Raw genomic sequence first — 594 nt, forward strand, 5'->3', positions numbered from 1 at the left:
CTGGCCCTAACGGGCCAGACGCCTTTTCTTTTGCAAAATGTCAGCGCCAACGCAGATATGAAGTCGTGCGCCATCATGTTTGCTGCGCGACAGCGCAGCCCCAAGAGGGCTGGGTGATCTCCTACAGAGGCACACGGTCCTTGTAGGAGCGGGCTTGCCCGCGAATGGCCGTTAAGCCTTATACCGCCAGCGCACGCTCACGCAGTTCGCTGTTGAGGATGCGGTCGTTCTCGCTGTAGTCGACTGGGCAGTCGATCACGTGAACGCCTGGGGTCTTGATGCAGTGTTCCAGCAGCGGCAGGAAGGCTTCGGCGCTTTCCACGCGGTGGCCGTTGGCACCGTAGGCTTCGGCGTATTTGACGAAGTCCGGGTTGCCGTAGTCCAAGCCGAAATCGGTGAAGCCCATGTTGGCCTGCTTCCAGCGGATCATGCCGTAGCCGTCGTCACGCAGAATCACCACGGTGATGTGCATGCCGAGGCGTACCGCGGTTTCCAGTTCCTGGCTGTTCATCATGAAGCCGCCGTCGCCACACACCGAAATCACTGGGCGATCCGGGTGCACCAGGTGCGCCGCCATTGCCGATGGCAGGCCGG

General features: G+C 61.3%; 1 protein-coding gene. It reads right to left on the minus strand.

Going from position 1 to position 594, the window contains the following annotated elements:
• Positions 1–178: 178 nt before the first annotated feature.
• Positions 179–594 (minus strand): thiamine pyrophosphate-dependent enzyme (locus F3J45_RS29680; protein ID WP_240164752.1); only part of this gene is annotated, 416 nt, incomplete at its 5' end.

The sequence above is a fragment of the Pantoea sp. Ap-967 genome, from assembly GCF_011752565.1.
Classification (GTDB): domain Bacteria; phylum Pseudomonadota; class Gammaproteobacteria; order Pseudomonadales; family Pseudomonadaceae; genus Aquipseudomonas.